This is a genomic window from Gemmatimonadales bacterium, assembly GCA_036265815.1.
GTDB lineage: Bacteria > Gemmatimonadota > Gemmatimonadetes > Gemmatimonadales > GWC2-71-9 > CAVVWJ01.
The window spans coordinates 78,723-98,864 of record DATAOI010000011.1 but is presented as its reverse complement, the minus strand read 5'-3'; the positions used below and the strand labels follow the sequence as shown (position 1 = coordinate 98,864).

The following is a 20,142-nucleotide window of genomic DNA, read 5'->3' as shown; positions in this document are numbered from 1 at the left end:
TTGATCGACAGATGGTTGAAGTTGATCGAGCATGCTTGGGTGGGATCCTTTGTCCACCGCGCCCGGGGGGCCGCGGGTGAAAATGTGGAGTGCCTGGCTGGCGGAGTGCCAGCGCAGGTAGCCGTGGAGATTAATACGGAGCTGATGGTAATGCAAGGCGGGACAACCGCTTGGTGGTCTCACTTGGAATTTTCTTGGTCCTAATCGGCCTCTGTCCTGAATCGGTCTGAACGCGCGGCGCAACTACCGTATCAGCGACGTAAACAGTTCCGGCCTGATCGCAATGAACAACGCTATCAGAAGCCCGACTACCACTCCCACGAGTGTGTCGGCAGCTACTCCGCGCCAAAGCACCTTCTGTTCGCTGGGCGTCATTTCACCCCCCAAAGGGCATGGGAAACGCTTGGATCAATCACCCCCGAAGATCGGCCGAGCCAGCGCGACGATCGCCTCGACCTGCTCGGTGAACCGCATCGTCGTGGTGTCGAGCAGGACGGCGTCCTCAGCCGGCCGGAGTGGCGCCACCTGCCGGGTCGAGTCCGCCTGGTCCCGCACAGCCAGCGCCTCCACCTCGGCCTCCAGGCGGGCGGGATCCTCGTTCAGACCTCGCTGCGTCACTCGCCGTCCGGCCCGGGTCTCAGCCGTAGCGGTGAGGAAGATCTTGAGCTCCGCGTCGGGGAACACCACGGTGCCGATGTCCCGCCCGTCCACCACCACCTGCCGGCCCGCCCGCACCATCGCGCGAAGCCGGGTATTCACCCATTCGCGAATCACCGGCACGGCGGAGACGGCGGAGACCCTCGCGGTCACGTCGGGCGCGCGGATCGCGGCGTCGACCGGCTCGCCTTGCAGGTAGGCGGCGAACCCCGCCCCGTCCGGCTGCAGCATGAGTCCGCGATCCTCGGCCGTGCGGAGGATGGTCTCCGGGTTCAGCAGGGACAGCGGATCCTCTCCCGGCCGCCCGCGCCGCGCGGCCTCCCGGAGCGCCACCAGCGTCACCCCGCGATAGAGCGCCCCCGAGTCCAGATGAGCGAAGCCCAGCGCTTCCGCCACCGCCCGCGCCGTGCTCGACTTTCCCGACGCGCTGGGCCCGTCGATGGCGATAACGCCCGCCTTCACCGCTTCCCTCGCCGGCGGATGCTGCGAAGCGTCTGGGGGAAATCGGGAAAGCTGACCGCCGCACAGGCGAGATCGTCGATCGTGACCCGGGCGCCCGGCACGGTGCCGAGTACCGCGAACGCCATCGCGAGCCGATGGTCGGCGGCGGTCCGGACCCGGCCACGCGGCGCGGCCTGGCTTCCCTCCACGTAGAGATCGTCGCCGGAGACCTCCGCCTGCGATCCCACCGAGCGCAGGTTCTCCGCGATGAGGCTTAGCCGGTCGCTTTCCTTGACCCGCAGCTCGCCTACCTGGCGAAAGATCGTGGTGCCCGCCGCGCGCGCGGCCAGCACGGCGAGCAGCGGAATCTCGTCGATGAGACCCGGGATCTCCCGCGCAGTCACCTCCGTGGCCCGAAGCTCCGCCGGCCGGATCAGCAGATCGGCCACCGGTTCACCGAAGTGCTCGGTGGCTTCCGCCAGATCGACCGCGGCACCCATCCGCGCGAGCACGCCGAGAAAGCCGGTCCGAGTGGGATTGACTCCGACGCCCACCACCCGGAGCTCACCGGCCTCCGCGAGCGCGGCGGCACCGACCAGGAACGCGGCCGACGATGGGTCCCCGGGGACCTGGATATCGAACGGCTCCAGCCGGCCGGTGGGCCGGAAGTGGATCCAGCCCTCTCGCTCCACCACGTCGTACCCGAACGCGCGGAGCAGGCGCTCGCTGTGGTCGCGCGAGCGGCCGTGCCGCTCCAGCAGCTCGATCTCGACCCCGCCGGTGAGTCCGGCCAGGAGGAGGGCGCTCTTGATCTGCGCGCTCGAGACCGGCAGCTCGTAGCGGAGCGGCGTGAGCGGCCCGCCCCGCACGGTGAGCGGCAGTCCGTCACCGCGGTGCTCGACGAATCGCGCGCCCATCTTTGCCAGCGGCAGGGTGACCCGGCGCATCGGCCGGCGGCGAAGGGAGCCGTCGCCGGTGAGCGTGGCGCTGAACCGGTGGCCGGCGAGGACCCCGAGGAGGAGGCGCGTGGTCGTTCCGGAGTTTCCGCAGTCGAGCGGCGTCAGCGGCCGGGTGAGGCGCCGGCGGCCCCGGATGGCAACCACCCGCCCCAGTCGGAGCGGCGAGATCTCCGCGCCAAGCTGCCGAAGCACCCGCGCGCTGGACCGTGCGTCCAGCGAGGTGAGCGCGCCGCCCACGTGACTCGTCCCCCCGGCCAGCGCGCCCAGCAGCAGCGTCCGGTGGGTGATGCTCTTGTCGCCGGGCACCCGTACGCTCCCGCCCACCCTCACCGCTCCAACCCCTCCCGGAAGCGCTGGGCGGTCGTGAGGTACTGGCGGAGGCCGGCGGCGTCGCCCGTGGCGATCAGCCGCCGGAGATCCGCCAGGCCGGTCTCGGCGGCGGCGAGGGCATCGGCCACCGCTTCACGGTTGTGCAGCAGGATATCGATCCACATGTCGGGCTGACTGGCCGCCAGCCGGGTCGTATCCCGGGCACCGGGCCCGAAGGACACGCCCGAGAGGCCCCGATCGGCCAGGATCTTGGCGAGCGCGGACGCGACAGCCTGAGGCAGGTGACTGGTCCAGGCGAGCTGGCGATCGTGGGCGGTGGCGTCGATCAGCACCGGCGACGCTTCGAGCACCCGGCGCCAGAAGCTCATCACGTTGCGCGCGGCCTGGTCGCCACCCGGCGCGCCGGTCTCGCAGACGTACACGACGCATCCCCGGAGCCGGTCGGGCCGCGCGGCCGCGAAGCCCGATGCGTGGGTTCCGGCGAGTGGGTGGCCGCCGGCGAAGCGATCGCCCAGGCCCTCGGCCGCGGCCCGTGCCACGATCGGCGCCTTCACGCTGCAGACGTCGGTCATGAGTGCCGCGGCCTCAAGTTCCGAGGCCAGGCGACCGATAAGATCGAGCGTCGCGTTGGGCGGCACCGCCAGCACCACCAGCTCCGCGCCCCGAGTGGCCCGAACCGCCGAGTCGGCCAGGTCGGTGATGGCGGAGGCCCGGAGCGCCTCGATGCCGTCGCTTCGCGAGGGGGAGAATCCCACCACTTTCGGAATGCCGGCCATCCGCGCCTGCCAGGCGAGCGATCCACCGATCGCTCCCAGGCCGATGACCGCCATCGACGACGGACGCACCGATCAATATCCGTTGAAAGACGTCACGGAGCCCATCCACCGCCCGGGGGAGGCGGCAGCGGCCGCCGTGAGTGCCTGAGGAGCCAGCATTGTAAGGATATGGCGATCGAATCTCAACGCGACCTCCCGGTGCTCGCGTGGACCGCACACCACGATGCTACCGAGGAAAAAGCCCTGCACCTCGGCGCGCACGACTACCGCACGACGCTGGTGCCGACCCGCCCGCTCATCGCCAGGGTCCGGCCCGTCCTCAAGCGCGCAAGCATGTACTGAGCAAGCGATTGCCGACGCATCGCTGGCAGATGCGTCGGCCGGCGGCACGGGTTCTGACCCCTCCAATGGCGTAGATTTTGCCTTCCGGCGAGGTGCTCATGGCCAAGATTCTCATCGTCGAAGACAGCTCGGACAACATGAAGCTCTTCCGGACCCTCCTGGTGCTCAAAGGCCATGATGTGACGGGGCTCGCCGGGGGCGACGGATTGCTGGAAACCATCGGCCGGACCGGCCCCGATCTGGTCCTCATGGACATTCAGCTCCCGGGCAAGGATGGCTACGCGCTGCTGGAGGAGATCCGCCATTCCCCGCACCAGGGCCTCCGGGTCCTGGCACTGACCGCGCACGCCATGAGCGGCGATCAAGAACGGGCCCTGAGCGCGGGCTTCGACGGATACATCACCAAGCCGATCGACATCCGACGCTTCCCCGAGCTGGTGGCCGACGCACTGGCCGGTGAGCGTCTGGAGACCTGAATCCGCCGGAGGACATGCCCCGATGAGCCAGGAAGCCGTCCGTCCCAAGCCTCCGACTACGCCCATCTCGGCGAAGAAGGCGCTGCTCGATGCTTACGATACCGTGCTCAAGACCCAGGCGGATGAGCGCGAGGCCGAGCTGCGTGCCATCGAGGCCCGGCGCCAGGCCCGCAGGTGGTCACGTCCGCTGGTGTTGATCTGCGCGGCGATCGTGCTCTTCACCGGCGCCTACCTGTGGATCGAGCGCCCCGACTGGGTCTTTCCCAGGCCGCCCGCCCCGGAGTCGGCGGCCGTGGCGGAGGCCGGCTTGCGGATCACCATCGCGAACGCGGCCCAGCACGTGGAGCGATTCCGCCAGCGGACCGGACGTCTGCCCGAATCACTGGAGGCGGCGGGCGCGCACCCGTTGGGTCTGCGGTACAGCGTGAGCGGGGCGGGCTACCGGCTGGAGGGCGAGCGGGACGGCCGGGTGGTGACCTTCGCCTCCGATGAGCCCTTGCTGGCATTCCTCGGCAACAGCTTCCAGGTGATCTCCCGGAGAGATCAATGAGCCGGGTCCGCCGCGGCTTCACCATGATCGAGCTGCTCACGGTCTTGATCGTATTGGCGCTGCTGAGCGGACTCGCCATTCTCCGCTACATCGATCTGCGAAACCGGGCGCTCGCCGTCCAGGCGAGCGCGGATCTGGAGACTGTGCGGCTCGCCGCCTACAGCGCCTGGTACGAGACCGGGAACTGGCCGGCCGACGCCGGACCCGGCGTCATGCCGCCGGAGCTGGCCAGCTACCTCCCCGGTGGCTTCAGCTTTCAGCGCAACGAGTACTCCCTCGACTGGGAGAACTTCGCTCCGCCCGGCGGTGGCCCGTCCGGCGGGATGCAGATCGGCGTGGTCCTGAGCGCCTCCACCACCCGGATGAGCAACACCCTGGTGCAGGTCCTGGGAAACAAGACGCCGTTCGTGGTCAATGGCGACGAGATCACCTACGTGATCGTGGGCCCCGACGGAAGGAGCTGATTTCAGCCGAGCGCCCGGCGCAGGGCCGCGAGGTCGGCCGGGGGCCCGGGATACTGCGGATTCATCCGTTCCAACGTTTGCAGCACCGTCGCGGCCACCAGGACATCGCGCACATGCTGCTTGTCCGCGGGCACCAGAAACCACGGCGCCTCCGCGGTGCTGGTCCGCTGCAGCATCTCCTCGAACGCTTCGTTGAACTGGTCCCACCGATTCCGGTCGTCCAGGTCACCAGCCGAGAACTTCCAGTGCTTCGCGGGATCATCCAGCCGGGCGAGCAGCCGATCGCGCTGCTCCTCCCGCGAGATGTGGAGCAAGAACTTGAGGATGGTGACCCCGTTCTGGGTCAGGATCCGCTCGAACTGATTGATCTGCTCGTATCGCGGACGCCAGACTGATTCGGGCACCAGCTGCCGGACCCGCACCACGAGCACGTCCTCGTAGTGCGAGCGGTTGAAGACCCCGATGGCGCCCTTGGCCGGTACGGCGAGGTGGGCTCGCCAGAGAAAGTCGTGTGCCAGCTCGAGTGGTGTGGGGGCCTTGAAGGAGCTGATCGAGAAGCCCTGCGGATTCAACACCCCGAACACCCGCCGGATGGTGCCGTCCTTCCCCGATGCGTCCCTGCCCTGCAGAACCACCAGCAGCGCGCGACTCGCCTCGGCGTAGAGCGCGGTCTGCAGCGCGTCGAGCCGCTGGCCGGCATCGGCCAGGTAGCGGTCCAGCTCCCCGCGTCCGGGCATACCCTTGGGCGGCGACGCGGCCGCGTCGGTGAGCGCGATCGGGGTGCCGGATCCGATCGGGGCGAGTGGCTCGGGCTTCCAGCTCACCGCGCCTCCCAGAGGAGCAGCACCAGGGCGTGCGGCGCGACCCGGACGCCGTCTCCGCAGGCCTGAGGGCGGTTGACCGCATCCTGCTCGGTGTCGATGACGCAGCTCCAGGTTCCCGAGTGCGTGGGGGCCGGCACGGTGCACCGGGCGGTCCGGCCTCCCCCGTTGAGCCACAGCAGCAGGACCGGATCCCGCGCCTGGTTCCGGATCAGCATGCCGAGCACGTGTCTCGCCGCGTCGTGCCAGTCATCCGCCGTCATCTCGGTGCCGTCGGTCCGGAGCCAGGAGAGCTGCCGGGTTTCCCAGGAGCCGGCCTGCTCGTGAGGAAAGAACTCACGCCGGTTGAGCTCCGGCATGCGGCGCCGCAGCGCGAAGACGCTCTGGGTGAACTCGAGGAGGTGCCGCTGGGCGGGGGTGAGCCGCCAGTCGACCCAGCTGAGCGGGCTGTCGTGGCAGTAGGCGTTGTTGTTCCCGGCCTGGGTGCGGCCGATCTCGTCGCCGTGGGAGATCATCGGTACTCCGAGTGATAACGCCAGGGTGGCGAGAAAGTCCCGCTTGACCCGCTCTCGCCGCCGCACGGTCTGGGTCGCGTCGGCGGGACCTTCCACTCCCCAGTTCCGGCTCAGGTTGTGATCGGAGCCGTCGCGGTTGTTCTCCCCGTTGGCCTCGTTGTGCTTGTGCTCGTAGCTGACCAGATCGTGCAGGGTGAAGCCGTCGTGGCAGGTGACGAAGTTGACGCTGGCCAGCGGACCTCGGGCCGCTGCCTCGTACAGGTCGCTGCTCCCGGTGAGCCGGGAGGCCATCTCGCCCGCCGCGCCGGTGTCGCCCCGCCAGAACCGGCGGGCCGCGTCCCGGTACTTCCCGTTCCACTCGGCCCAGCCCGCCGGGAAGCGGCCGACCTGATATCCATCGGGACCGAGGTCCCAGGGCTCCGCGATCAGCTTGACCCCCGACAGGATCGGGTCCCGCCGCACCAGCTCGAAGAAGGGAGCGGTTGGGTCCATCGCGCTGTCCACCCGGCCCAGCACCGGTGCGATATCGAAGCGGAACCCGTCCACGTGCATCTCCGCCACCCAGTAGCGGAGGCTCTCCAGTACCAGCTCGAGGGTGCGACGTCGTCGGATGTCGAGCGTGTTCCCGCAGCCGCTATAGTCGACGTACCGGCTGGGATCGAGCGATTCCAACCGATAGTACGCCGCGTTGTCGATCCCGCGGAAGCAGAGAGTCTCGCCCCGATGATTGCCTTCGGCCGTATGGTTGTAGACCACGTCGAGGATGACTTCGAGCCCCGCCCGGTGCAGCCGCGCCACCATGGTCTTGAACTCGGCGACCTGGATCCCGCGGTCGCCGCTGGCGAACCGGGAGTCCGGCGCGAAGTAGCCGATGGGGTTGTAGCCCCAGTAGTTCACCAGTCCCAGCGCCGCGAGGCGCGCCTCGGTCACCGCGTGGTGCACCGGGAGCAGCTCGACCGCGGTGACGCCGAGCCGCTGCAGGTGATCGATGATCGGCCCGCTGGCGAGTCCGAGATAGGTGCCACGCAGCGCCTCCGGCACCTCCGGGTGCAGCATCGTCATCCCTTTGACGTGGCACTCGTAGACGACGGTACGTTCCCATGGGGTCCGTGGTGCCCGGTCCCCGGCCCAATCGAAGCCGGAATCGACCACCACCGACTTGGGCATCGTGCCGGCGGTATCCGCGGGGTCCGGCGCGGGCACGCCCGACGGCACGCCCGATGGCTCGGTGGCGGACGCGAGCCCACCGGCGCGCTCCCGGCGGACCTGGCCGGCCACGGCCCGGGCATAGGGGTCCAGCAGCAGCTTGGCGGGGTTGAACCGGTGGCCCTGCTCCGGTGCGTAGGGGCCGTGCACCCGGAAGCCGTAGAGCTGCCCTGGTCCGGCGCCCGGCAGGTACGCCTGCCACACGCCTCCTTCGCCGCGGGTCATCTCCACCCGATCCGACGTCATGGCGTCGGCGGTCGCCGCGAAGAGACAGAGCTCGACGGCGGTGGCATGGTCGGAAGCGAGCGCGAAGCTGGTGCCCTTCCCGTCCCAGGCAGCGCCCAGCGAAGACGTCGACCCAGCAGCGACGTGCGTCATGGGGCAGAAGTATAGGGGAGGGTGGGGCAGGGTGAGGCAAGGTGAGGCAGGGTGGGGCAAGGTGAGGCAAGGTGAGGCAGGGTGAGGCAAGGGGTGGGCGATGCGGGAGCGCGGGGGCCTGTGATCTCGAGCGCCGCGCTGTCGAGCCGAGCCGGAAGCTGTCATGTGGCATCCCGAGTCCAATCGCTGCGTTCAGGGCGAGGGAGCTGCTCCTCGGGATGACAGCGCGGGCCCGCTACTCGGTTCCTCACGCGGCGCTCGGACCGCAGTCCCCTGCATGCTCCCCGTTTTTCACGCGTGGCCTGCCCCACCTTGCCCCACCCTGCCCCACCCTGCCGTCCCTACTCAATTGTCTTCTGGAACCGCGCCACGCTGAGCGCCACCAGCGCGACCGCAAATCCGACCAGGATGAGACCCTCGCGCCAGAGATGCTCCAGCCCCACGTCCTTCAACAACACACCGCGCAGAATTTTGAGGAAGTAGGTGAGCGGCAGCGCCGCGCCGATCCACTGGGCGGGCGCTGGCATGGCCTCACGGGGGAACATGAAGCCTGAGAGCAGGATGTTGGGCAGCAGGAAGAGGAAGCTCAGCTGCATCGCCTGGACCTGGCTCCGCACCAGGGTGGACATGAGCAGCCCCAGCGCGAGGCTGGCCACGATGAAGGCGAAGCTCAGCAGGTAGAGCAGCGGAAGGCTACCCAGCATGGGCACCTGGAAGAGCAGCCGGCCCAGGAGCAGGATGACGGTGATCTGGATGTAGCCAATCAGCAGGAACGGCAGGATCTTGCCCAGCATGAGACTGGTCTTGTCGATCGGCGTCACGATGAGCTGCTCCAGAGTGCCGCGCTCTCGCTCCCGTACGATGGCCATGCTGGTGATGAGGACCAGGGTGAGCGAGAGCAGGACACCAATGATGCCGGGCACGATGAAGACCGCGCTCCGAAGGCCCGGGTTGTACAGCGGCCGGACCCGCACCTCGAGTCGGGCCGGCCGGGCCACACCGCCTCCCGCGAGCTCGGCGGCCCGGGCAGACCCGGCCTGCACGGCGCCGGAGAGGGCGGCCGTCGAGGCCAGCGGGTCGGCCGCGTCGACGATGATCTGGGCCCGCCCCGTGGCACCGCGCTCGATGTCCCGCATAAAGCGCGGCGGGATGACCAGGCCGGCGCTGGCCTGGCCGTCTTCGATCCGATTCGCCAGTTCGCCCCGGCTCTGGACCTGCTCCACCACATCGAAGTCGCCGGTGTTCCGCAGCACCTCGATCAGCCGGCGGCTCTCCGGAGTCCGCGACTCGTCCAGCACCACGGTGGGGAGGTGGCGCACCTCGGTCTGGATGGCGTAGCCAAAGAGGACCAGCTGGATCGCCGGGATGCCGAGCATCATGGCGAGGGTGAAGCGGTCGCGCCGGAGCTGCACCATCTCCTTCCACAGCATCGGCCAGAGTCTCATACCACCGCCCCCTCGTCCCGCCGCTGCAGCTCGATGAACACATCCTCGATCGAGGGCTGGCCGAACTGCGCCAGCACCTCGGCGACGGTGCCCACGGCGATGAGGCGCCCGCGGGAGAGAAACGCCAGCCGCTGGCAGCGCTCCGCTTCGTCCATGTAGTGGGTGGTCACCAGAATAGTCGTGCCCTGCCGGGCCAGCGCGTAGATCCACTCCCAGAAGAGCCGGCGCGACGCCGGATCGACGCCGGCCGTGGGCTCGTCGAGAAAGAGCATCGCCGGCCGGTGCGCAGTGGCGCACGCCAGGGCCAGCCGCTGCTTCCAGCCGCCGCTCAGCTCGCCGGCGAGCTGGCCCGCTCGGGGCTCGAGGCCGAGCTCGGCGAGGAGCTCGGCGGTGCGCTTCCGGCGTTCGGCGCCACTCAGGCCGTAGATGGAGGCGTAGAACCGGATGTTCTCGGCGACGGTCAGATCGTCGTACAGCCCGAAGCGCTGGGACATGTAGCCGATCTTGCGCCGGATCTGCTCCGGTTCCCGATTGACGTCGTGGCCGACCACGGTGGCGGTGCCGGAGGTCGGGGTCATCAGGCCGCAGAGCATGCGGATGGTGGTGGTCTTGCCGGAGCCGTTGGGACCCAGCAGGCCGAACACTTCACCGCGATGGATGGAAAGCTCCAGCCCTTCCACGGCGACGCGGGTGCCGAAGACCTTCCGCAAGCCGTGAATCACCACCGCCTCTTCTGCCGGCGCCGTGGCCGTCATGGCGTCTCCGGAGCGTGAATCTCCACCGTGGCGGGAAGCCCCGGCTTGAGAAAACCGGTGGAATCCTGGAGCGCTACCTTGACGCCGAAGACCAGATCGGCGCGCTCCCGCTCGGTCAGCGCCACGCGGGGAGTGAATTCCGCCTGGGGATTGATGGCGACCACGCGCCCGGCCACCGGTCGTCGGGGAAAGCCATCCAGCACGGCGGTGGCGGTCTGGCCCTGGCGCACCCGCGGTAACTGGCGGGTCGGGATGTATACCCGGACGAACGGATCGGCCGACTCGCCCAGGGTGACGGCTGACTGTCCCACGGCGAGCATCTCGCCCGGCTCAGCGTTGCGGGAGAGGACCACGCCGGAGACCGGCGCCTGAAGCACCAGGTCATGCGCGACCGCGGTGGTGGCCTGGAGGGCCGCCCGGGCGCGCGCGGCCTCCGCCCTGGCTGCCTGGATCCGCTCCGGCCGGGTGCCTTCACGCAGCAGATCGAGCGCATGGCGGGCCGCATCCCGGCGCGCGGCGGTGGATGCGGCGGCGGCCTCCGCCTCGTCGAGCGACTGGCGGCTCACCGTGCCATTGGAGGCGAGCGGGCGGACTCGAACGAGGTCCCGCGCGGCGCGGTCGGCCTCCGCCTCCGCCATCCGCAGCTCGGCTTCGGCGCGCCGGAGCTCCTCGGGCCGGGTGCCCGCCAGTGCTTCGCGCAACGCCGCATCGGCCGCGCGAACCCGCGCCGCGGCCTCCGCCAGATCGGCCCGGGTGGTCGACTGGGTGAGCGCGATCAGGGTGTCCCCCGCGCGCACCGCCTCTCCCTCGTCATGCCAGACGCGCACCACCCGGGCGGGCACCTGGGGCGCCACGTTCACCTCCCGCACCTCGATGGTACCGGTGCCGACGATCGCCTCGGGCCCGGAGCGACGGCAGCCGAGGGCGAGCAGCAGGAGGCACCACCTTCCCCGTCTCATCCCACCCTCCGGGCGCGTCGCGGGCGAGCCGCGGCGGGTGCCGCAGGCGCAGTGGTGAGCGCGGCGAGCGCGAACTCCGCCGCGTGCCGCGCGAAGCGGCGGAGCGTCTCGCGCGATGGGCCGGTCGGGCCGGTCGCCAGCAGGATGCGGATCGCCGGTCGGGCGATGGCGAAGTAGGCGACCTGAGACACGATCGAGATGGCGGCGAAGCGGGGATCCAGGCCCCGCCGGAACACGCCGGCCGCCTGGCCCTCGCGCACCAGATCGCAGAGCCGGCGGAAGGTGGTGGCGGCGATGACGTGGAGCTGGCCCACGGCGTGGGCCGCGTCCGACTCCGCCAGCTCCCGCACCAGCAGGCGGGGGAACCGGGGGTTGGAGGCGATCGTCTCCGCCTGGGCCTCGACCATCGCGCGTAGCTGGACCGCCGGAGGCCCCGGCCGGTCGAGGCCGCCGCTGGTCCGGCGGACGAGCTCCCCGATCAGGCGCCGCAGCACCTGCTGGTACAGCTCTTCCTTGTCGGCGAAGTAGTAGTACAACAGTGCGCTGTTCACGCCGGCCGCCCGGCCGATCTGTTTGACGGTGGTGCGGGCGTAGCCCTGCTCGGCGAAGAGCCGCTCGGCGGCATCGAGGATCTGGTCGCGGCTGGGCGTGTCGGCCATGTTGTTTAATTAATCGCTCAGTTAAATCGGGGTCAAGTGCGGCGGGCCACGCGTGACGGAGGCTTGGCGGCCGTCTGGCTGTCCCTGCCCCGCTACCCCCTCCGCCCTGTCCCCTGCTGCCGGATCGCCCGGATCCGGCTCAGCCCCCGGATCACGGCGAAGAGCGTCACGCCGGTCCAGAGCGCGGTGTAGGCCAACTTGATGGCAGGCGTGGCGGAGCGGAGCGGGGTGAGGAGGGCGAGCGCGATGAACCCGGCGTCGATCAGAAGCACCACACCGACCAGGCGGAGCACCTCCCGTTTCACACGGACGGTGCCGGAGACTTCTCGAGCAGGGTGGCGCACCAGGCCACCTCGATCGCCAGCCGGTCGATCTCCTCGCGGGTCTCCGCGAGGCACTCCTGAAGATCGCGGCCGCCCGCGCTGGAATCGAGAACGGTCACCACCTCGCGCAGCCCCTGCAGCTCGTAGGTGAGCAGCTCGTGGTAGCGCTGGGCGGCCGCGGCGTGGGTCGGGGCCAGGCGGCGCAGCTCGGCTTTCCGATCCAGGGTGTGCTCGATCGAATGCCGGGCCGCATAATCCTCGGCGGCGATGCGGGGGCGGCGGCGCTCCAGCGGCAAGGTGACGAACGGCAGGCGGCGCCGGTGGTGCGAGCGCAAGTCGCCCAGCGCGTCCAGCAGACTGCGCAGGATCGGCATCATCGGTGTGGCTAGTCCTTGCCCCGCCATACCGACCGCAGATACAGACTGCCGGCAATCAACATCAGCCCGGCCAGGATCGGTCCGGGGCCGCCGGCGGTCTCGAAGCGAAACGGCAACGGCCCCGCCTGGCCGGGCACGTTGTGGGCGATGAGCGCGATGCCGAACGCCACCCCTGCGACGCCGAGCAGCGCGAGTAACGCGAACAGATGGCGCATGCGGATCCCCGGGGCTGAAAGGAAGCGATCTACTTGGCGGTGGCGTCGGCGGCCAGCTCGCCCAGGAACTGGACCGCAGCGCCCACTCCGCCCTGGGGTGATGCCGCGATCTGGAAGGCGCGCAGCAGCACCGGCGAGAGCGCCTCGGCCTGGAGCTCCCCCAGTTGCAGCGGCGAGGACAAGCCGCGGGCCAGCGGCGGCAGCACGCCGGTGAGCTTGTGCATCAACGCCTCCTCGGTGACCGCATTCCACATGGCCACGAACTCCTGGGTGTTCTCCGGGCGCCTCGGCCCCTCGTTGCCCATAGCGTTTCTCCGTGATCGGGTGTCCAAGAACTTAGGGCCGGACGGGATCGGTGCCAACCTCTCTACCGGCGCCCACAGCATGGAACTTGCTCATTCCCGACATGCCACCGAGACCATTCTTGCACCCCGCAGGTACCCCGTTCTGGGGCGGAGACTTCCATGCGGCTCCGTCGGCTCCTTCTCTGTCTGCTCCTTGCAGGGTGCGGTGCCTCGGCGGGTCCTGCCGACCCGGGTCCGGCCGGCGGCGACCCGCCGATCGGCGGCGGCGACCCGCCTGGAGAGAGTGGAGCCCTCGCGAGCATCGGCGGGTGCCAGGTCTTTCCGGCCAGCAACGCCTGGAATCGCGAGGTGAGCGGCGATCCGGTCGCGACCAACTCGGCTGCGCTCCTCGCGGTCATGTCGCCCGCCAGCGCCCTACATCTCGATCTCGGGACCAGCGAGACGTACTACGGCATCCCTTACACCGTCGTGCCGGCGGACCAGCCGTTGGTCCCGATTACCTTCGGAACCGACGGCGCCGACTACTCCGATGAGAGCGATCTGGGGCCGATGCCGATTCCGCTGAACGCGCCGATCGAAGGCGGCAGCACCAGCGATCCGGATCCGGGCTCGGGCGATCGGCACGTCCTGGTGGTTCGGCAGGGCGAGTGCGTGCTGTATGAGCTCTACAACGCGGTCCGTACGGGCAGCGGGTTCCAGGTGAGCTCCTCCGCCAGGTGGGATCTCACCACCAATGCCACTCGTCCCGCCGGCTGGACCTCGGCGGACGCGGCGGGCCTGCCGATTCTCCCCGGGCTGCTCAAGCACGCGGAAGTGGCCGAGGACCGATTGACCCACGCGATCCGCTTCACCGTCCCGCACGTGCGGCGGGCGTATGTGGCGCCGGCCGGCCACTGCGGGCAGTACAGCGACACCAGTCTCCCGCCCTATGGCACCCGGGTACGGCTCAAGTCGGATTTCCCGCTCGACGCGTACACCGGCGACGCCCTCATCCTGCTCACCGCCCTCAAGCGGTACGGCCTCATGCTGGCCGATCAAGGAAGTCCCTGGTATCTCACCGGCACCTCCGACCCGGCCTGGTCGGACGCACTGGACCAGCTCCGTGCCCATCCGGTGCACGGGAGCGACTTCGAGGTGCTGCAGAGCGGACCGATGACGAGCTGCTGATGCGCTAGCCAGCCGGCGGTCGAGCCGTTCCCAGCTCGGCAGGGCGAACCGCGCCGACCCCCGCGACGTTCCCCGTCACGACGCGACGGTGCGAATCGAGCTGCCCCAGGTGGTAGGCGAGGTGGACCAGCAGGTGCACGAGATACTCCTCGGTATCCACCCGCATCTCAGCGATGATCTCGGGAAATTCGGCCGGAAGATCCTCATCCGTCAGCCGTGCCAGCACGGACGTCACTACGGAGCGCGCCGTCTCCAGCTCGGCAACGAGCTCCGCGCGGGGAACGTCGCGTCGGGCGAACTCGGCCGACCGGTCTCGCAGGTAACTCGTGCCGCCCAGCCGCGCACCGATGTAGTGCTGGAGATTGCCCGCCAGATGCAGCGCGAGCGTTCCGCCGGTGTTCGCCATGCCGGGTGCCGCTTGCCAGATCTGTCGCTCGTCGGGATAGGCGTCGAGCTCCCGCTGGGCCGCCTTGAGGTCACGGTCGACGATCGCCGCCACGGTGGACACCAACATCGCGTATCTCCGGTCGAGAGTGGTTCACACCATCCGAGCGAGGCGGCGCCGCGCCGCCGCGACGAGCGTGCCGTTTCCCGCGGCGAGGCTACCATCGGGTAAGGTGAGCGTGTCTTCCAGTCCGATCCGGGCATCGTAGCCGCGTCGGGCGGCTTCGTCGAGGAGGGGCCAGGCGGTAGCATCGGTGCCGTGGAGCAGCCGGGGACAACTGACAGCCCAACGCTCCAGCACCGCCTCGATGCGTTCGACCTGACGAAGGGCGGCACTGACCTCCTGCTGGGCCGGCTCGAAGCACTCGCACACACTCGGCCGCCAGTCCACTCTCCGCGAAGCAGTGGGCGGCATGCTCGTCCTGGAGTCCGGCCTCCACACCGACGCCTCGTTGCCGGAGCAGCCTGGCCAGCCATGTGGCGCCCGCCTCGTCGAAGTTCACCGAGGCAAAATCGGGGAGCTCAGTCCAGCGCGCTACCGCGCGCTCGCGCTCGGTGCCGCTTCCCACGATCCAGGCGCCGGTGCTCACACCGAGCGGAGCTGCCGGGAGCGCCAGACGTATCGATCGCACCAGGCGTCCGACATCGGCGGCGGCGAGACTCTCCTTGCCCCGAGCATCACGGGCGTGAGCGTGGATCGCGCCGGCCCCGGCCGCCACCGACTCGGCGGCCTGGGCCACCTGATCCGCCGGCGTGCGCGCCAGCGAACGATGGGCGCCGGGAGCCCGAGCGCCGTCGATGGCCGCTTGCAGCAGCATGGCAGGCTAGCGCTCGGTGGCGGAGCCGACGATCTCGATCACGCCTGCTTCCCCGCGCGGGCAATGCTGCCCAGCCGGGCCAGCAGGGGCAGCTCGCCCTCGGGAATCCACTCGGCGACCCAGCGCACCACCCGTCCCGCCCATTCCGGATCCAGTGCCTGGCCACCGGCCACCGCGGCTCGTTGGGTGGTCAGCTCGGCCAGCAGCTCGGCGAGCTGCGCCTGGGCAGACGCGCCATCGACGGTGCGAAGGCCGACGGCCTCCATTCGCCGCACCACGGCGATGGTCTGGTCCAACGCCGTCAGGAGCCTGCCCGTCGCCATGGGTTAGAGCTCGAGCGAATAGTGGAGGAACTGCTCATCCCGACGATAGCCCAGCGACTCATACAGCGCCTGCGCCGTCGCGTTGGTGCGGGCCGTCGCGAGCTCGATGGCCGCCGCGCTGGTCTCCTTCGCGAGTTGGCGCGCGCGATCCATCAGGCGCCGACCCACCCCGCGGCCTCGCGCCGCCGGAGCGACATACAGATCGTTCAGCAGCCAGATCCGGCCCGGACGCGGCGCGGTGGAGGAGAAGAGCGGATAAAGCTGGACGAACCCCAGCGCCGTCTCCGCGTCCTCCGCCAGGTAGACGAGCGATTCGCCCGCGGACAGTCGCGCGTACAGGAATGCGCGCGCCAGCGGAAGATCGGGCGGCTGCAGGTAAAATTGCCGGTAGGCATCGAACAGGGGAGCGACCGATTCCAGGTCGTCCAGCGTGGCTTGGCGGATTTGCATGGTAGTATCCATGATGGCTGCCGATGACCTTCACCCTCGACCACGCCGAATCCGATGAACACCGACGAACTTCGCGCCCTGCAGTCACCCCTCAAAGAGCGCTACCGGGAGGAGCCGGCCAGCGCGCTCATCACCCTCACCGCCAGCGGCGCACTCGACCCTGAGGGGGTCGCCTGCCGGATCGAGACCGGACGCGCGCTGGTGGAAGCCGGGCTGCACCCCGCCACCGGCGGCACCGGGCTGCAGGCCTGCTCCGGGGACATGCTGCTCGAGGCGCTGGTAGCGTGCGCCGGGGTCACCCTCAGGGCGGTGGCCACGGCGCTCGGCATCGAAGTCCGGGCCGGCACGGTCCGGGCCGAAGGCGATCTCGACTTTCGCGGCACGCTCGGCGTCTCCAAGGAAGCCCCGGTCGGATTTCAGGAGATCCGCCTGGGCTTCGAGCTCGACAGCGATGCCTCGACCGAACAGCTGGCGACGCTGTTCCGGCTGACCGAGCGCTATTGCGTGGTGCTGCAGACCCTGCGCCGGCCGCCCGAGGTGCGGCTCACCTCTGCCGGCCCAGGCGAGCACGCTCCTGCCACAAGCGCTTGAGCAACTGGATCTGACCGGTGTGATACGCATCGTGCGCCGCGATGCCAAGGAGCAGCTCGCCGTAGGTCCACCGCCGCCCCTCCGGCGGCGTGCGGTCGAGCGGCCAGTGGCGCACCCGTCGAAGCGCGTCGAGGAGCTGCTGGTGCTCCGCCTTGAGCAGCGCCACGTCCGCCGCCCAGGCCGCGGCGTCGGCCCCCGGCGCCACGGCCGGCCAGTTGGCTGGCTTCCGCGGGAAGCGCGGGACCCGTCCGTCGTCGAGGTGGCGCCGCACCGCGTACTTCCAGTAGGCGATGTGCAGCGTGAGCTGCCAGATGGTCTTTCGCTTTGGCGTGGGCGACCAGCGTGCCTGTTCGGCGCTCACCCCACGCAGCGCTCGGACCGGTGTCGGGCCCCCATGCCAGCTCCGCCGGCCGATCTGGGGCTGCAGGTTCCACTCCAGCAGGTCGCGGTCCATGCGTGCCATCGGCGGCTCCTTCAGACCAGGGCCAGTGCCATCACCCGATCGTCCTGCCGGTCGGTGCCGAGCAGGAACGTCTGGGCGCCGACGTCCGCGAACCCGCACTTGCGATAGAAGGCGATGCCGCGCGGATTCCGCTCCCATACACCCAGCCAGAGCGTCCGCGCACCTCGCCGCGCCGCCTCGGCCACGGTGGCGCGTATGAGTGCCTGCGCCACGCCGCGTCCATGCCACGGCCGGTCGACATAGAATCGCGAGACCTCGAGCCGGTCGGTGCCGGGCACACACGCCGGCGGGTTCCCCGCGCGAAGCTGCGCGTAGCCGATGAGCCGGCTTCCCTCTTCCGCCACGACGGTCGCCATCGCCGGATCGGCGAGCTCCTCGCCCTGGTGCTCTGGGCTGAAATGCTCCGCCAGGTAGCGAACCATGTTCTCGGGCCGATTCTGCTCGGCGTAGGTGTCGCGGAACGTCCGAACGGCCAGCTCGGAGAGCTGCCCGGCATCTGCCGGCCCGGCGAGACGGACGGTGAACTCCTGCGCGACGCTTTGACTCACGAGCCGCCCCTCCCCGGGCTTAGACCCTCGAGGACTCGGTGCCACCCCAATACTGGGAACATATCGTCGTCGGCCTCAGTTCGGCCGCGATGCCGGCGGGACCGGTTGGCTCAGGTCGACCGTCGTGCCGAGTCCGGCATAGATGTACCGCTCCCCGAAGACCCGCCGCAGCACATCGAACGCCGGCTCCCCGGTGCAGTGCCCCGGAGCGAGCAGGTCGATCTTCCACCGGTCGTGCAGCGCCGCGGCGATGCGCTCGATCTCCGGATCAGCCGTGGCGACCAGGTGCAGTCCGCCGAGCACCAGGTGCACGTGGTTGCCGAACGGCTGAGCGGCCGCCACGATCGTCTCGATGCCCGGATGCGAACAGCCCACGACGAGCACCAAGCCGTCCGGGGTACGGACGGCCAGCGACAGCTCCCGCAACTCCAGCGTCCCCGGGGTCTGCGACACGGTGGAGACGATCGCCACGTCGGGGGCCACTTCCGTCAGGCTGTCGATCCAGACGAAATGCGCCCCGGGCCACGGCGAGCCGGACGTAATCGCCTTGGGCGACGCACCGCGATAATATCGCATGCGGGGCGGCAGCGTACTGTCCCGCCGGAGGAAGCTGGCTGGCAGGGACGCTCCGAAAACTCCGAACGCCTCCCGGGGCGCATAAATCGTCACGCCTGGGTTCTGCCGGAGCAGATAGGCGAGCCCGCCAGTATGGTCCCCATGGCGGTGGGAAATGACCACGAAGTCCAGATGCCTGAGGTCGACCCCGAGCGCCCGCACGTTGTGCTCGAACACGCGTCCGTCATTCCCGGTGTCGAAGAGGATGCGTTTTCCGCCGTACTCGACCAGGGCGGCGAATCCCCAATCGGCCAGCAGCTCCGGACGGTCGCCGAAGGCGTCGTGCAGGATGGTGATCCGGGCAGCAGGATGGATCGGACTCGCCTGGCCAGTGGAGGGCGTTCCGATCAGGAGAACGACGACGACCCCGAGCCACGTGGTGCCGGACACTCGGCTGCACCGACGAAAGGGATTCGACATGTTGCACCTCCATGCCTACTTTTTGGGGGAACTCACCTGGGTCGTTCGAGTATGAGCAGTGCCCGCGAAGCCCGGCTCAAGTCTGAGTACGCCCACCTGTATCCCGGCCTGGAGCCGGGCGTCTGGTATCGCGCCGCGTGGCTTTCCGCCCGGCAGTTCGCCCGGGTGCCATGCGACGGGGAAGCGGAGTCGATTGCCCGCATGCTCGACGAGCACCACTTCGACTTCCGCGGAGGACGGCCCCGGCAGCCGCGGCGCGACCCCGCCTGAGCCGAGCTCAGTCCCAGAGCCGGTAGCGGGTCTGCAGCACCTCCAGATGATGGTGCGCGTGGCCGGCTACGACGTAGATGAGGGCGCGGACGGTGATGGGGTTGCCGTCCACCGTGCCGCGCCGGCTCCAGCTCGCGGGAGGCAAACTCCGGACGAACGCCAGCGTGGCCTGCCGGACCGCCACCCACTCGTCGATCATGTCTCCCAGCGCTCGGGCGTCCGCCCCAGCCTCCGGCACATAGGTGTTTTGATCGAATCCCGCGAGTGGGGTGGTATCACCGCGGGCCAGGCGGAGCGCGCGATACACCATGATGCGCTCGGTGTCGCTCACGTGTCCCACCACGTCCTTGACGCTCCATTTGCCCGGGGAATACCGAAACCCGCCACGGCTCTCCGGAAGCTCGGCCAGCCGGCTCGAGGTGTCACTCAGCTGTCCGGCCAGCAGCTCGGTGACGTCGGCGTGGGAGGGTATTCGTCCCACGTAATCGGCAAAGGCGGCGGGGTACTCGTCCTGCGCGGGTGATTGGATCAATGACACGTCGTCTTCTCCGGATTAGCGAGTGACCACTCTGCCATGCTCGCGAGGACTGGCAGCACCGGCCTGCCACTTGCGTCTGGGGGGTGGAAGTGTTAGTGTTGCACCGCGATTGCTGCGCGCCATTGCGCGGCCAGGGTCCAAGGGTATCACAGGGGGCTGGCGGAAGTCGCGCCGGCTCCCTTTTTCGTGGTTGCTCTTCGAGGCTGCGTCCGTCTGGACGCACCGGAGCAGCCGCCCCGCGTGAGGGTCAAATCACGCGCTTCCGTGATCGGCAGGTGCGGCATCGCCGAACTCCGATTACAACACACGCAAGGAGTAGGAAATGGCACGCACCACCGGCACGGTCAAGTGGTTCAACGATGCGAAGGGCTTCGGCTTCATCACCCCGGAAGACGGTCAGAAGGACTGCTTCGTCCATCATTCGGCGATTCAGGGTCAGGGCTTCAAGAGCCTGGCCGAGGGTGAGCGGGTCGAGTTCGACGTCGTGCAGGGCCAGAAGGGCCCCGCGGCGGAGAACGTGGTGAAGCTCGGGCGCTAAGCTC

General features: G+C 69.5%; 29 protein-coding genes. 8 read left to right on the top strand and 21 right to left on the bottom strand.

The window, feature by feature from the left end:
• Window positions 1-408 precede the first annotated feature (408 nt).
• Genes cmk through VHR41_02080 form a run of 3 tightly spaced genes read right to left on the bottom strand, consistent with a single transcriptional unit; the run spans window position 409 to window position 3,232 of the window.
• On the bottom strand, window positions 409-1,119 hold the full coding sequence (gene cmk / locus VHR41_02090) for a (d)CMP kinase (protein ID HEX3232958.1): 711 nt from the start codon (window positions 1,117-1,119) through the stop codon (window positions 409-411).
• On the bottom strand, window positions 1,116-2,363 hold the full coding sequence (gene aroA, locus VHR41_02085) for a 3-phosphoshikimate 1-carboxyvinyltransferase (GenBank protein HEX3232957.1): 1,248 nt from the start codon (window positions 2,361-2,363) through the stop codon (window positions 1,116-1,118). The genes cmk and aroA overlap by 4 nt, the downstream gene beginning before the upstream one ends.
• A 20-nt stretch (window positions 2,364-2,383) precedes the next feature.
• The gene (locus VHR41_02080; protein HEX3232956.1) at window positions 2,384-3,232 is read right to left on the bottom strand and encodes a prephenate dehydrogenase/arogenate dehydrogenase family protein; all 849 of its coding nucleotides are present in this window, start codon (window positions 3,230-3,232) and stop codon (window positions 2,384-2,386) included.
• Window positions 3,233-3,331: 99 nt separating this feature from the next.
• Between VHR41_02080 and VHR41_02075 the strand changes: the two genes are divergently transcribed.
• The 4 genes from VHR41_02075 (at window position 3,332) to VHR41_02060 (ending at window position 4,995) form a co-directional block, all read left to right on the top strand.
• On the top strand, window positions 3,332-3,505 hold the full coding sequence (locus tag VHR41_02075) for a hypothetical protein (protein HEX3232955.1): 174 nt from the start codon (window positions 3,332-3,334) through the stop codon (window positions 3,503-3,505).
• A 98-nt stretch (window positions 3,506-3,603) separates the two neighbouring features.
• The gene (locus VHR41_02070) at window positions 3,604-3,981 is read left to right on the top strand and encodes a response regulator (GenBank protein HEX3232954.1); all 378 of its coding nucleotides are present in this window, start codon (window positions 3,604-3,606) and stop codon (window positions 3,979-3,981) included.
• Window positions 3,982-4,003: 22 nt separating this feature from the next.
• Window positions 4,004-4,531 carry a hypothetical protein gene (locus tag VHR41_02065; GenBank protein HEX3232953.1) on the top strand — a complete coding sequence of 176 codons (528 nt, stop codon included), beginning with the start codon at window positions 4,004-4,006 and terminating at the stop codon, window positions 4,529-4,531.
• Window positions 4,528-4,995 carry a prepilin-type N-terminal cleavage/methylation domain-containing protein gene (locus VHR41_02060; protein HEX3232952.1) on the top strand — a complete coding sequence of 156 codons (468 nt, stop codon included), beginning with the start codon at window positions 4,528-4,530 and terminating at the stop codon, window positions 4,993-4,995. The genes VHR41_02065 and VHR41_02060 overlap by 4 nt, the downstream gene beginning before the upstream one ends.
• Before the next feature lie 2 nt (window positions 4,996-4,997).
• Here VHR41_02060 and VHR41_02055 read toward each other — a convergent pair whose 3' ends face one another.
• The 10 genes from VHR41_02055 to VHR41_02010 all read right to left on the bottom strand — a co-directional run bounded on the left by VHR41_02055 (window position 4,998) and on the right by VHR41_02010 (window position 12,953).
• Window positions 4,998-5,819: a PPK2 family polyphosphate kinase gene (locus tag VHR41_02055; GenBank protein ID HEX3232951.1), complete on the bottom strand. Its 822-nt coding sequence runs from the start codon at window positions 5,817-5,819 to the stop codon at window positions 4,998-5,000.
• Complete coding sequence (gene glgX / locus VHR41_02050; GenBank protein ID HEX3232950.1) at window positions 5,816-7,915, bottom strand: glycogen debranching protein GlgX; 2,100 nt, start codon at window positions 7,913-7,915, stop codon at window positions 5,816-5,818. Before glgX ends, VHR41_02055 begins: the two co-directional genes overlap by 4 nt.
• 341 nt (window positions 7,916-8,256) lie before the next feature.
• Window positions 8,257-9,360, bottom strand: coding sequence for an ABC transporter permease (locus VHR41_02045; GenBank protein HEX3232949.1), 1,104 nt, complete (start codon window positions 9,358-9,360; stop codon window positions 8,257-8,259).
• Window positions 9,357-10,115, bottom strand: a complete 759-nt coding sequence (locus tag VHR41_02040; protein HEX3232948.1) for an ABC transporter ATP-binding protein — start codon at window positions 10,113-10,115, stop codon at window positions 9,357-9,359. Before VHR41_02040 ends, VHR41_02045 begins: the two co-directional genes overlap by 4 nt.
• Window positions 10,112-11,074 (bottom strand): efflux RND transporter periplasmic adaptor subunit, encoded by a 963-nt coding sequence (locus tag VHR41_02035; GenBank protein ID HEX3232947.1) that lies wholly within the window; start codon window positions 11,072-11,074, stop codon window positions 10,112-10,114. The genes VHR41_02040 and VHR41_02035 overlap by 4 nt, the downstream gene beginning before the upstream one ends.
• Window positions 11,071-11,733, bottom strand: coding sequence for a CerR family C-terminal domain-containing protein (locus VHR41_02030; GenBank protein HEX3232946.1), 663 nt, complete (start codon window positions 11,731-11,733; stop codon window positions 11,071-11,073). Before VHR41_02030 ends, VHR41_02035 begins: the two co-directional genes overlap by 4 nt.
• Window positions 11,734-11,825: 92 nt before the next feature.
• Window positions 11,826-12,026: a hypothetical protein gene (locus tag VHR41_02025; GenBank protein HEX3232945.1), complete on the bottom strand. Its 201-nt coding sequence runs from the start codon at window positions 12,024-12,026 to the stop codon at window positions 11,826-11,828.
• 8 nt (window positions 12,027-12,034) lie between these two features.
• Window positions 12,035-12,433 carry a hypothetical protein gene (locus tag VHR41_02020; GenBank protein ID HEX3232944.1) on the bottom strand — a complete coding sequence of 133 codons (399 nt, stop codon included), beginning with the start codon at window positions 12,431-12,433 and terminating at the stop codon, window positions 12,035-12,037.
• 8 nt (window positions 12,434-12,441) lie between these two features.
• A complete protein-coding gene (locus VHR41_02015; GenBank protein ID HEX3232943.1) occupies window positions 12,442-12,648 on the bottom strand; it encodes a hypothetical protein in 207 nt (68 codons plus the stop codon).
• A gap of 29 nt (window positions 12,649-12,677) precedes the next feature.
• Window positions 12,678-12,953, bottom strand: a complete 276-nt coding sequence (locus VHR41_02010; protein ID HEX3232942.1) for a hypothetical protein — start codon at window positions 12,951-12,953, stop codon at window positions 12,678-12,680.
• A 159-nt stretch (window positions 12,954-13,112) separates the two neighbouring features.
• On the opposite strand from VHR41_02010, the gene VHR41_02005 reads away from it, so the two are divergent.
• On the top strand, window positions 13,113-14,120 hold the full coding sequence (locus tag VHR41_02005) for a hypothetical protein (protein HEX3232941.1): 1,008 nt from the start codon (window positions 13,113-13,115) through the stop codon (window positions 14,118-14,120).
• 4 nt (window positions 14,121-14,124) lie between these two features.
• Here VHR41_02005 and VHR41_02000 read toward each other — a convergent pair whose 3' ends face one another.
• From VHR41_02000 to VHR41_01985, 4 genes are all read right to left on the bottom strand, one after another.
• On the bottom strand, window positions 14,125-14,634 hold the full coding sequence (locus VHR41_02000; protein HEX3232940.1) for a DinB family protein: 510 nt from the start codon (window positions 14,632-14,634) through the stop codon (window positions 14,125-14,127).
• A gap of 24 nt (window positions 14,635-14,658) precedes the next feature.
• Complete coding sequence (locus VHR41_01995; GenBank protein HEX3232939.1) at window positions 14,659-14,979, bottom strand: 3-keto-5-aminohexanoate cleavage protein; 321 nt, start codon at window positions 14,977-14,979, stop codon at window positions 14,659-14,661.
• Between the two features lie 441 nt (window positions 14,980-15,420).
• A complete protein-coding gene (locus VHR41_01990) occupies window positions 15,421-15,705 on the bottom strand; it encodes a hypothetical protein (GenBank protein HEX3232938.1) in 285 nt (94 codons plus the stop codon).
• Between the two features lie 3 nt (window positions 15,706-15,708).
• Window positions 15,709-16,155, bottom strand: a complete 447-nt coding sequence (locus VHR41_01985; GenBank protein ID HEX3232937.1) for a GNAT family N-acetyltransferase — start codon at window positions 16,153-16,155, stop codon at window positions 15,709-15,711.
• Between the two features lie 54 nt (window positions 16,156-16,209).
• Here VHR41_01985 and VHR41_01980 point away from each other — a divergent pair, with 54 nt between their 5' ends.
• Window positions 16,210-16,746 (top strand): OsmC family protein, encoded by a 537-nt coding sequence (locus tag VHR41_01980; protein ID HEX3232936.1) that lies wholly within the window; start codon window positions 16,210-16,212, stop codon window positions 16,744-16,746.
• Here the strand turns inward: VHR41_01980 and VHR41_01975 are convergent.
• The 3 genes from VHR41_01975 to VHR41_01965 form a co-directional block, all read right to left on the bottom strand.
• On the bottom strand, window positions 16,700-17,209 hold the full coding sequence (locus VHR41_01975; protein HEX3232935.1) for a DinB family protein: 510 nt from the start codon (window positions 17,207-17,209) through the stop codon (window positions 16,700-16,702). The genes VHR41_01980 and VHR41_01975 overlap by 47 nt on opposite strands.
• Before the next feature lie 11 nt (window positions 17,210-17,220).
• Complete coding sequence (locus VHR41_01970; protein ID HEX3232934.1) at window positions 17,221-17,757, bottom strand: GNAT family N-acetyltransferase; 537 nt, start codon at window positions 17,755-17,757, stop codon at window positions 17,221-17,223.
• 75 nt (window positions 17,758-17,832) lie between these two features.
• Entirely contained in the window at window positions 17,833-18,792 is a 960-nt protein-coding gene (locus VHR41_01965; GenBank protein ID HEX3232933.1) for an MBL fold metallo-hydrolase, read from the bottom strand.
• A gap of 51 nt (window positions 18,793-18,843) precedes the next feature.
• Here VHR41_01965 and VHR41_01960 point away from each other — a divergent pair, with 51 nt between their 5' ends.
• The gene (locus tag VHR41_01960) at window positions 18,844-19,062 is read left to right on the top strand and encodes a hypothetical protein (protein ID HEX3232932.1); all 219 of its coding nucleotides are present in this window, start codon (window positions 18,844-18,846) and stop codon (window positions 19,060-19,062) included.
• A 7-nt stretch (window positions 19,063-19,069) separates the two neighbouring features.
• Here the strand turns inward: VHR41_01960 and VHR41_01955 are convergent, their stop codons facing one another.
• Window positions 19,070-19,600: a DinB family protein gene (locus VHR41_01955; protein HEX3232931.1), complete on the bottom strand. Its 531-nt coding sequence runs from the start codon at window positions 19,598-19,600 to the stop codon at window positions 19,070-19,072.
• A gap of 322 nt (window positions 19,601-19,922) precedes the next feature.
• Here VHR41_01955 and VHR41_01950 point away from each other — a divergent pair, with 322 nt between their 5' ends.
• Window positions 19,923-20,138, top strand: coding sequence for a cold shock domain-containing protein (locus VHR41_01950; protein HEX3232930.1), 216 nt, complete (start codon window positions 19,923-19,925; stop codon window positions 20,136-20,138).
• Window positions 20,139-20,142 lie beyond the last annotated feature (4 nt).